General features: G+C 65.6%; 7 protein-coding genes and 1 pseudogene. 1 reads left to right on the forward strand and 7 read right to left on the reverse strand.

The window, feature by feature from the left end:
• Positions 1–50: 50 nt before the first annotated feature.
• The 6 genes from rnd to IC50_RS06675 form a co-directional block, all read right to left on the reverse strand.
• Positions 51–1199 carry a ribonuclease D gene (gene rnd, locus IC50_RS06650; RefSeq protein WP_035702061.1) on the reverse strand — a complete coding sequence of 383 codons (1149 nt, stop codon included), beginning with the start codon at positions 1197–1199 and terminating at the stop codon, positions 51–53.
• Between the two features lie 416 nt (positions 1200–1615).
• On the reverse strand, positions 1616–2950 hold the full coding sequence (locus IC50_RS06655) for an ABC transporter substrate-binding protein (RefSeq protein ID WP_035702064.1): 1335 nt from the start codon (positions 2948–2950) through the stop codon (positions 1616–1618).
• Positions 2951–2961: 11 nt separating this feature from the next.
• Positions 2962–3831 (reverse strand): carbohydrate ABC transporter permease, encoded by an 870-nt coding sequence (locus IC50_RS06660; RefSeq protein WP_035702067.1) that lies wholly within the window; start codon positions 3829–3831, stop codon positions 2962–2964.
• A complete protein-coding gene (locus IC50_RS06665; protein WP_035702070.1) occupies positions 3828–4781 on the reverse strand; it encodes a carbohydrate ABC transporter permease in 954 nt (317 codons plus the stop codon). The genes IC50_RS06660 and IC50_RS06665 overlap by 4 nt, the downstream gene beginning before the upstream one ends.
• Position 4782: 1 nt before the next feature.
• The gene (locus IC50_RS06670; RefSeq protein WP_035702073.1) at positions 4783–5631 is read right to left on the reverse strand and encodes a phosphodiesterase; all 849 of its coding nucleotides are present in this window, start codon (positions 5629–5631) and stop codon (positions 4783–4785) included.
• Between the two features lie 204 nt (positions 5632–5835).
• Positions 5836–7308 (reverse strand): protein adenylyltransferase SelO, encoded by a 1473-nt coding sequence (locus IC50_RS06675; protein ID WP_035702076.1) that lies wholly within the window; start codon positions 7306–7308, stop codon positions 5836–5838.
• Positions 7309–7505: 197 nt separating this feature from the next.
• Between IC50_RS06675 and aspS the strand changes: the two genes are divergently transcribed.
• Positions 7506–9278, forward strand: a complete 1773-nt coding sequence (gene aspS / locus IC50_RS06680; protein ID WP_035702078.1) for an aspartate--tRNA ligase — start codon at positions 7506–7508, stop codon at positions 9276–9278.
• A 190-nt stretch (positions 9279–9468) separates the two neighbouring features.
• On the opposite strand, the pseudogene IC50_RS06685 reads toward aspS, so the two are convergent.
• Positions 9469–10678: pseudogene (locus tag IC50_RS06685) on the reverse strand (hypothetical protein); the annotation flags it as partial.

Here is a 10678-nt window from a genome sequence, read left to right on the forward strand (position 1 = left end):
ATTGCTTCGCTCCGCTCGCAATGACGATGTGGAAGCAGCGAGGCTGATCGCTACGCCCGCTGCACCCCGATCACGCGGCCTTTCTCGATTGCCAGGGCCAGCTCGCCGCGTTTCAGCTTCAGCGCGGCATCGCCGAACAGCTCGCGGCGCCAGCCGCGCAAGGCGGGCACGTCGGCCTCGTCGTCGGCGGCGATCTCCTCGAGATCGTCGACGGTCGCGATCACCTTGCTGGCGACCGCATGGCGCTCCGCGGTCATGCGCAGCAGCACCTTCAAGAGCTCGACGATGGCGGCGCCGTTGGAGTTGTTGCGCGGTTTCTCCAGCTTGGGCAGCTTCGAGAAATCCCGCGCCAGCCCGCGCTCGACCGCGGCGACGATGTCAGCGCCCCATTTGGATTTCTCGAACCCCTTCGGCACCGAGCGCAGATGCGCGAGCTTCTCCAGCGTGGTCGGCGCGTGGGTCGCGATGTCGGTGATCGCCTCGTCGCGCAGCACGCGGCCGCGCGGCACGTCGCGGCTCTGCGCCTCCTGCTCGCGCCAGGCCGCGACCTCCATCAGCACCGCGAGGTCCTTGGGCTTGCGCACCCGCGTCTTCAGCCGCTCCCAGGCGCGCTCGGGGTGGAAGTCGTAGGTCCTTGGCGAGGTCAGGACCTCCATCTCGATGGAGACCCATTCGCTGCGGCGGCGCTTCTTCAGGTCGGCGTCGAGCGCTGCGAACACGTCGCGCAGATGGGTGACGTCGGATACCGCGTAATGCATCTGCTCCTTGGTCAGCGGCCGGCGCGACCAGTCGGTGAAGCGGTGGGTCTTGTCCGGGCGGTGACCGGTGACCTTCTCGACCAGCGCGTCATAGGCGATGCTGTCGCCGTAGCCGAGCACCATCGCGGCAACCTGGGTGTCGAACACCGGATGCGGGATGATGTTGGCCTGGTGCCAGACGATCTCGATGTCCTGGCGGGCGGCGTGAAACACCTTCAGCACGCCCTCGTTGGCCATCAGTTCGAAGAACGGCTTGAGGTCGATGCCCTCGGCCAGGGCGTCGACGACCACGGCTTCCTCGGCGCTGGCCATCTGCACCACGCACAGCAGCGGGTAGTAGGTGGTCTCGCGCAGGAACTCGGTATCGACGGTAATGACGGGGTGCGTGGCCAGCCGGCTGCAGGCAGCCGCGAGGTCAGCGGTGGTGGTAATCAAATCCATGAACGGCCCATGACACTTAACATGAGCCGTTCTGCCGAAAGTGCTGTGATGTCAAGGGGGTTGGAGCGAATTCGAGGCTTGCATCGGGCCGAAATCGCCTCAACCGGCCGAAAATCCTATTCGTAGCGGACCCGCTGAGAGGATTTCCGGGCGCACGGCAATGCCACCACGAGCACGCACATGGCGACAAGAGCCAGTCCCAGGAACTCGATAACCAACAGATCCACGGCGAAATCCCTCCGAGAAACATTGCTAGACTTGTCTGGCGCAAATTGAGGGTCTGTTAATTCTCGTGGTTACCGGCGGCGCGCCGGGCCGGATGGTGGACGGAGGGTTAACGGGCCGGGGCCGTGCAAACGAATTCGGCGCCCCCGCATGGCGGGAGCGCCGATGTTCGCTTGACGTTGAAGGAGGCCTTACGGCAGCTTCAGCGACGTCTCCGCATTGTACGGCTTGAGCGTTTCATCCGCGGCCTTCTGGGCGGCGGCGAGGGCTTCCTTCGGCTGCTTCTTGCCGTTGAGGACCAGCATCACCTCGTCCTCGAGGTTCTTGCGCACCGGCACGGTCTTGTAGGTCGCAAACCACGGCTTTGCGACGTCGAGCTGCTCGACGGCGGTCTTGGCGTCCGGGTTCTTGGTCAGGAACTCGACCATGTCGGGCGTCTTGTAGGCCGCCATGTTCGGCGCGAAATAGCCGGTGGCGCGGCTCCACCAGGCGCTCTTCTCGGGCGAGGTCATCCACTTGATCAGGGTCCAGGCGGCCTTTTGCTTGTCGGCTTCGAGGCCAGCCGGAATGATCAGCGAGGCGCCGCCGATCGGCACGGCGTTGCGGACGTTGCGCGGGATGAAGGCGACCTTGTAGGCGAACTTGGCGTTGTCGCGCACGTAAGTCAGCGAGCCCGTCGACAGCATCATCATCGCGGCGTTGCCGGAGATGAAGGAGGTGCTGACGGCAGGGCCGGGCGTGGCGCCGGGCGCGTGGACCTTGTGCTTGTGGATGAGATCGTTCCACCAGGTGAGCGCACCGAGCATCGAGGGCGTGTCGTAATAGACCTCGCCGCCGAACTCCTCGTTGTAGTAGCGCCCGCCATTGCTCATGGTGAGCGTTTCCATCATCCAGCCGCAATAGTCGTAGGCGCAGGGGATCGCGATGCCCCATTGAGTCACCTTGTCGCCCTCGCGCTTGGTCAGCTTCTTGGCCCAGTCGGTGAGCTCGGCCCAGGTCTGCGGCGGCTTGTTCGGATCGAGGCCGGCTTCCTTGGCCTTGTCGGCGTTGATGTAGAGCAGCGGTGTCGAATTGTGGAAGGGAACGCCGTACACCGAGCGGTTGATCACGGCGTTGCCCTGCAGCGCCGGGAAGAACTGGCCGAGGAACTTCTCCTTGGTGGTGCCGTCGGCGGCGATCAGGCTGTCGAGATTGGTGAGCTCGTTCTCGATCTGCATGTCGAGCAGGAAGTTGGCCGACATGATCACGGCGGCCGGCGGCTTGCCGGCCTTGATCGCGGCGCGCGTCTTGATCAGCGTGTCGTCATAGGAGCCGGTGTAGACGGCGGTCGCCTTGATATCGGGGTGCCCCTCGTTGAACTCCTTGATCAAGGTGCCCATGTCGCGGGCGAGCTTGCCGTCGACGGGGACGGGGAAGAACAAATCGATCTCGGTCGGGCCTTCGCCGGCGAGGGCCGGAAAGGCGAGGGCGCCAGCCATAGTGCCAGCCATGGCAAGGCCGAGCATGAGCCTGCGGGAGAACAGCATCGGAAAATCTCCTATTTGATGCCTGAGGTGACGAAAGAGCTGATGAAGCGTTTCTGGAAGATCAGGAAGGTGACGAGCAGCGGCGCGATCACCATCAGCGTGCCCGCGGCGATGGTGCCCCAGGCCTGGGTCCCCTCCGCGGTCTTGGTGAAGACGGACAGGCCAACCGTGAGCGGCCGCTTGTCCGGCGAATTGATCACCATCAGCGGCCACAGGAAGTCGTTCCAGTGGCTGGTCACGGAGATGATGGCGAACGCGGAGAAGCTCGGCATCGACAGCGGCACGTAGATGTGGCGGATGCGCTGGAACAGGCCGGCACCGTCGATCAGGGCGGCGTCTTCCAGCTCGGTCGGGATCGCCTCGAATGCCTGCCGCATCAGGAAGGTGCCGAAGGCGGAGGCGAAGAACGGCATCATCACGCCGGCGAGCGTGTCGTAGAGGCCGAGCTGCGCCACGAGCTTCAGGTTCGGCACGATCAGCAGCACCGGCACCAGCATCAGCTGCATCAGGAACAGGTAGAAGATCAGCGTCTTGCCGGCGAAGGCGAGGCGCGCAAAGGCGAAGCCCGCCAGCGTGATGGTGACGAACTGCACCAAGAGGATGCCGGCGCAGATGATCGTGGTGTTGAGCGTGTAGCGCGGGAAATCGCCGATCTCCCAGGCATCCCTGACATTGTCGAGCGTCGGCTTGAGGCTCGGCGTCAGCTCGGCCATGGCGTTGATGCCGTCGGAGGCCGGGCGCAGCGTCGCCACGACCATCCACAGGAACGGGATCAGCCAGACGATCGCAAGCAGCACCGTCAGCGCGAAGCCGAGCTTCGGCGTGATCTCGCCCCTCGTGGCGAGCGGGGCGTCCTTGTAGAGCCTGTCGATCAGCTTCACGGCGCGCCCTCGCGGTTCGCCATGGTGCGGAAGGAGAGCGCGGTGAGGCCCATCAGCGCGGCGAGCGTCAGCAGCGTCGCCGCCGAGGCCTTGCCGATGTCGTAGTGCTCGACCGCCTGCTGGTAGATGTAGAACAGCACGAGATTGGTCGAATTGGACGGCCCGCCCTGCGTCATGACGAAGACGTGGTCGACCTGCGTCACCGCGTTGAGGATCGCGATGACGGTGACGAACAGGAAGGTGGGCTTGAGCTCCGGCAGGATAATGTGGCGCAGGCGCATGTAAGGCCCGGCGCCGTCGAGATGCGCGGCCTCCATCACGTCCTCGGGCACGGCCTGGAGGCCGGCGAGGAAGAACAGCATGTAATAGCCGGCGTTCTTCCAGATCGTGATGACCATGATCGCATAGAGCGCGATGTCGGGGTCGCCGAGCCAGTTCGGCAGCACCGGAAGCAGCCGGCCGATGTAGTAGTCGAGCAGGCCGACATTGGGCAGGAAGATGAACAGGAACAGCGCTGATGCCGCGACCATCGGGATCAGCACCGGCAGGAACAGCGCGGCGCGCAGCGCGCTGTTCACGGCATGGGTGCGCGCAAGCGCCAGCGCGAACAACAGCGCAAGGGCGATGCTCGGCACCGCCGTGCCCACGGCGTAGATCAGGTTGTTGACGACCGCGCCGGTGAAGGCAGGATCGGCCAGCACCGCTGCGATATTGTCGAGACCGACGAAGCGGAGCGGTGCTTTCGGTGTGGCGCGCTGATAGAGCGCATCGATGAGGACGCGGCCCATCGCGCCATAGGTGAACAGCGCGAGGAAGACCAGCGAGGGCAGCAGCAGCAGATAGGCCGGCAGCGAGGCTTTGACGCGGGCGGTGAGGCGCGTCAGCAGGTCCAGGCGCGGCGCCACCGAGGTCGTCGCGACCGGGAGCGTCGCGGGTTCGGCGAGGCTCATCTCACCGCGCCGGGAAATTGAGCGCATAGTCGCGGCCGTCCGTTCCTGCGGGCGGGGCGAAGGGGAAGCGCAGACTTTCATCGAGGAAGTCGTGGCTGTGCACGACGAGGTTCTCGTCGTCGATCAGCACCACGCCATAGGCCGGCGGCTCGTGGCTTGCGAGGTGCGGCGCGCTGGCGTCGAGCTCGAACCAGACCTGGTGGTTGGTGCCGCGCAGCGTCGAGAACGGGATCTTGCCGTAGCTGCCGAAGATCGGCCGGTGCACATGGCCGAAGAAGAGGTGGCGGATGCGCGAACGGTAGGGCGCGATCACCTCGGCGAACTCCGCGCTCTGCTTCAGCCCGATCTCGTCCATCGCGTGCACGCCGACCGGGAAGGGCGGATGATGCATGAAGACGACGAAGGGCTGGTCGGCGGGCGCGGCCGCGAGCGTGCTTGCCAGCCAGCCGAGGCGCTTTGCGCACATCTCGCCGGCATGGCTGGTCTCGTCCAGCGTGTCCAGGAAGACGAACAGGCCGTGCTCGGTGGTCCGCGTGCCCTGCACGAAGCCGTTTGAATCCCGCGGCGCGGCCTTCAGCGCGTCGAGGCAGGTGACGCGGCGGTCGTGATTGCCAACCATGGCGATGTAGGGAATCTTCAGCGCGGCCATGGCCTCGGCGAAGTTGACGTAGGATTCGGCCTCGCCCCAATGGGTGAGGTCGCCGGTCACGACCGCGAAGGCGGCATCGGACTGGTGCTTGTTGATGTCGGCAATCGCCGCATCCAGCCGGGCGCGCGGATCGAGGCCGTACAGTGTCAGCCCGGGATTGGCGAGATGCGTGTCGGTGATGTGGATGAACTTGAATGGCATGCGCGCTTGTCGGGACTGTTGGAGGATGGACGTCTCCGGCAAGACGACCCTGACAGGCGGTTAGAGCGCGTGTGTTTCAGTTTGATGACAACGGTTCCCGCGGGCGGGATGTGTCCACAAGGCCCGCGGGACAGGGATGGACCGCGCAAGGCGCAATCCATGAGGTGCGTCAATTAGAGGCCGTGGTGCGCGGTCGAACTCGCCTCACGTCCCGCAGAACGTCCGCAGCACCATCTGCTCCGGCAGCGGCGGATCGGCGTAGGCGGCGTAGTCCGGCTGATCCTGATACGGCTTTTCCAGCACCTTCACCAATTCCTCGAACGGCGCGAAGTCGTCGTCATTCACCGCTGCCTGGATCACGGCTTCGACGCGATGGTTGCGCGGGATGAACAGCGGGTTCACCGCGTGCATCGCGGCCTGCCGCTCGGCCGGGGTCTGCGGCTCCAGCGCAAGACGCGCGCGCCAGCGGCCGGCCCATTCGTCGAAGGCCGCGGGCTCCATGAACTGCGCGCGCACGTCCGCGCCTTCATCGCCCGCGGCGTCACCGAGCTTGCGGAAGGTCAGGGTGAAGTCGGCCTGGTTCTTCGCCATGGCGTCGAGCAGGTCCTGGATCAGGGCGTCGTCGCCGTCGCGCTCCGCGAACAGGCCGACCTTCCTGCGCAGGCCGGCCTGATAGGCGGCGCTGAACGTCTCGGCGAAGGCGCCGAGAATTTCCTGGGCTTCCGCGACCGCCTTCTCCTGATCGTCGGAGAACAGCGGCAACAGGCATTCGGCGAGGCGCGTCAGATTCCACAAGCCGATGCGCGGCTGGTTGGCATAGGCGTAGCGGCCCATCTCGTCGATCGAGGAGAACACCTGCGCGGGATTGTAGGCGTCCATGAAGGCGCAGGGGCCGTAATCGATGGTCTCGCCCGAGATCGATGAGTTGTCGGTGTTCATCACGCCGTGGATGAAGCCGACCAGCAGCCAGCGCGCGATGAGCTCGGCCTGGCGGGCGACGACCGCCGCGAGCAGGTCGTGATAGGGCCGCTCCGCATGAAGCAGGTGCGGATAGTGACGGGCGATGACGTGATCGGCGAGCCGGCGGATCGCATCGGTATCGCGGCGCACGGCGAAGAACTGGAAGGTGCCGACGCGGATATGGCTTGAGGCGACGCGGGTCAGCACCGCACCGGGCAGCGCGGTCTCGCGGATGACGTGCTCGCCGGTGACGACGGCGGCGAGCGAGCGGGTGGTCGGGATGCCGAGCGCATACATCGCTTCGCTGACGATGTATTCGCGCAGCACCGGCCCGAGCGCGGCGCGGCCATCGCCGCGGCGGGAGAACGGGGTGGGGCCGCTTCCCTTGAGCTGGATGTCGCGGCGGACACCGTCCCTGTCGATGACCTCGCCGAGCAGGATGGCGCGGCCGTCACCGAGCTGGGGCACGAACTGTCCGAACTGGTGGCCGGCATAGGCCATGGCGATCGGATCGGCCCCGGCGGGAACCGTTTTCCCAGCCAGGATCTCGGCCCCTTCCGGGGTCTCCAAAAGATCAGGATCGAGCCCGAGCTGAACCGCCAGCGGCCGGTTCAGCTTGATCAGCCGGGGGGCGGCGACAGGGGTCGGCGCGACGCGGGCGAAAAAGCTGTCCGGCAGCGCCGAATAGGAGTTCTGGAAGGGGAAATGGACCGTCATGGCCCCAAGATAGGGCTGGAACGCCTGATGGCAAAGGCTCGGAGCCCAAATGAACCAAAATGGGCGCCTCCTGCCCAAATCGGGCCGTTCCCTTGGTTGCCGCCTCCGGCCTCGTCGGGTAAACCCTGCCGCAACTTCGGACCGGTCGTTTCAGGCCGTCCGATTCGCTTCCTTTCGACATTGATTTTGGGACGACCATGCATCGCTACCGGTCACATACATGCGGCGCGCTCCGCGAGAGCAACATCGGCGAGACCATCCGCCTCTCGGGCTGGGTCCATCGCGTTCGCGACCATGGCGGCGTGCTGTTCATCGACCTGCGCGACCACTACGGCCTGACCCAATGCGTGGTCGATCCGGACTCGCCGGCGTTCTCGCTGGCCGAGAAGCTGCGCTCGGAATTCGTGGTCAAGATGGACGGCAAGGTCCGCCGCCGCCCCGACGGCACCGACAATGACGACCTGCCGACCGGCAAGGTCGAGGTCTATGTCAGCGAGATCGAGGTGCTTGGCCCCGCCGGCGACCTGCCGCTGCCGGTGTTCGGCGACCAGGAATATCCTGAGGATATCAGGCTCAAGTATCGCTTCCTGGACCTGCGTCGCGAAAAGCTGCACCAGAACATCATGACGCGCGTCGAGATCATCAAGTCGATGCGCCGGCGGATGGAGGGGCAGGGCTTCTTCGAGTTCAACACGCCGATCCTGACCGCGTCCTCGCCGGAAGGCGCACGCGACTTTCTGGTGCCCTCGCGCATTCATCCCGGCAAGTTCTACGCTCTGCCGCAGGCGCCGCAGCAGTACAAGCAGCTGCTGATGATGTCGGGCTTCGACCGCTATTTCCAGATCGCGCCCTGCTTCCGCGACGAGGACCCGCGCGCCGACCGTCTGCCGGGCGAGTTCTACCAGCTCGACGTCGAGATGAGTTTTGTCACGCAGGAAGACGTGTTCGCGGCGATGGAGCCGGTGATCACGGGCGTTTTTGAAGAGTTCGCGAAGGGCAAGCCGGTCACCAAGAACTGGCGCCGCATCCCGTTCGCCGAGGCGCTGCGGAAATACGGCAGCGACAAGCCGGACCTGCGCAACCCCATCGAGATGCAGGACGTCTCCGAGCACTTCCGCGGCTCCGGCTTCAAGGTGTTCGCACGCATGCTCGAGGACCCCAAGAACCAGGTGTGGGCGATCCCGGCGCCGGGCGGCGGCAGCCGCGCCTTCTGTGACCGCATGAACTCGTGGGCGCAAGGAGAAGGCCAACCCGGCCTCGGCTACATCATGTGGCGCGAGGGCGGCGAGGGCGCAGGTCCCCTTGCGAACAACATCGGGCCCGAGCGCACCGCTGCGATCCGCGCGCAGATCGGCACCAAGGAAGGCGATGCCGCCTTCTTCGTCGCGGGCGATCCCGACAAGTTTTGGAAGTTCTCTGGCCTTGCCCGCAACAAGGTCGGCGAGGAATTGAACCTCACCGACAAGGAGCGGTTCGAGCTCGCCTGGATCGTCGATTTCCCGATGTACGAGTACAACGAGGACGACAAGAAGGTCGACTTCTCGCACAACCCGTTTTCGATGCCGCAGGGTGGTCTCGATGCGCTGAAGTCGCAGGACCCGCTGACCATCAAGGCGTTCCAGTACGACATCACCTGCAACGGCTACGAGATCGCCTCGGGCGGCATCCGCAACCACGTGCCGGAAGCCATGGTGAAGGCGTTCGAGATCGCAGGTTACGGCGAGCAGGAAGTGGTCGACCGCTTCGGCGGCATGTACCGCGCCTTCCAGTACGGTGCGCCGCCGCATGGCGGCATGGCCGCGGGCGTCGACCGCATCGTGATGCTGCTCTGCGGCACCACCAATCTGCGCGAGATCTCGCTGTTCCCGATGAACCAGCAGGCCATGGACCTCCTGATGGGTGCGCCCTCGGAAGCAACGACGAAGCAGCTGCGCGAGCTGCATGTGCGGGTGAACCTGCCGCAGAAGTGAGGGGCTCAACGGGACTTCGGTCTCGTGCCCCGGACGCAGTGCAGCCCCGGCGATGCGAAGCATCGTCCGGTGTGATGCGCTGCAGAGCCGGGGCCCAGCTTTTCAGCTTTCGGCGAACCGCAAACGTTCTGGGTCCCGGCTCTGCGTCGCACCGCTTCGCGCTGCGCCGCGTCCGGGACACGAGATCAAACTACAGCCCCGTCGAGGCCTCGATCCTGAACTGCGCCAGCGCGCTCTCCGGGTCGCTTTGTGAAAGCTGCATCAATTGCATCAGCGGCACCTTGGCGCGGGCCGTCAGCTTGATGGTCAGCGTTTGCCCTGACGTCTCGACGAAGCCGGCGAGCGCATCCACCGCCACCTTGGCGTCGGCATTGGATGCCGCGATCTTCTCGCCCTGCGCCCGGATCATCTCGACGATGGCGCCGCGCGCGGTGTCGCGGCTGACATTCTGCATGCGGGCGAACTGCGCCACGACGAGATCGACCACGCCGCTGTCGCGCAAGGAGAGCTCGATCGGGCCGGTCTCGATCTGCCCGGCCTGGCTCATCGCCTGCACCGGATCGGTCGTGAACAGGCCGCGCGGCACGTTGGCGAGCGCGAGGCGGGCCTGCGCCCTGGCGAGGTTGCCGAGATCGATGGTGGCCGGCGCGAGCGCGAATGCACCCGACGATTCCGTCCAGGCCGCGCCGAGATCGAGGTCGATCGCGAGCTTGTCCACGCCTGCCACGATCAGCGGCTGCAGCGCCGGATTGGCGGGATCGGTCGGCGTGACCATCTTCACGACCAGACTGGCCTTGCTCGGGATCGATCCCACCAGCTGGCCCCAGTTCAGGCTGATCGTGTCGACGGTGATGGGCTGTCGCGTGTTCCTATGGAGCGCAATCACGCCCTTGACCTCGGCGCCTGCGAGCACGCGGAACAGGCCCAGCATCTGATCGGGCGAGGGCGGTTGCCCGGGCGTTCGAAGGCTCGCCGCCCAGCGCATCAGGTTTGCCGCGCTGAATGACTTCAGCGCGAAGCGCTCCATCTTGAACTGTCCCTGCGGTGACGGCGTGTCGACGCCTTCGACCGCGAGCTCGCCTTCGCGATATCTGACGGCATTGATCCTGGCCGTCCCTTGCGGCGTGCCAACCGACATCTTGCCGATTTCGGCCTTGCCGATGCGAAGACCCTCGTAGAATCCGGCGAGCTTCTCCAGCAGCTCGCGCGCTTGCGCCGGCGTCGGTGGGGTCGATTGATCCTGCGGCAGCGCGGTAAGCATCTCGGCCAGCCGGAATTTCGACGGCTGCACGGCGATGTCTTGCATGGTGAAGCCGTCGACATCGACGCGCATTCCCTGTGCCGATTTGAGCGCATAGGGACCGGTCGAGACCTGCCGATAGACGCGGCGGGAGCTGTCG

Origin of the sequence: Bradyrhizobium genomosp. I (2014) (genome assembly GCF_000261685.1) — a bacterium.
In the GTDB taxonomy this organism is placed as follows: domain Bacteria; phylum Pseudomonadota; class Alphaproteobacteria; order Rhizobiales; family Xanthobacteraceae; genus Bradyrhizobium.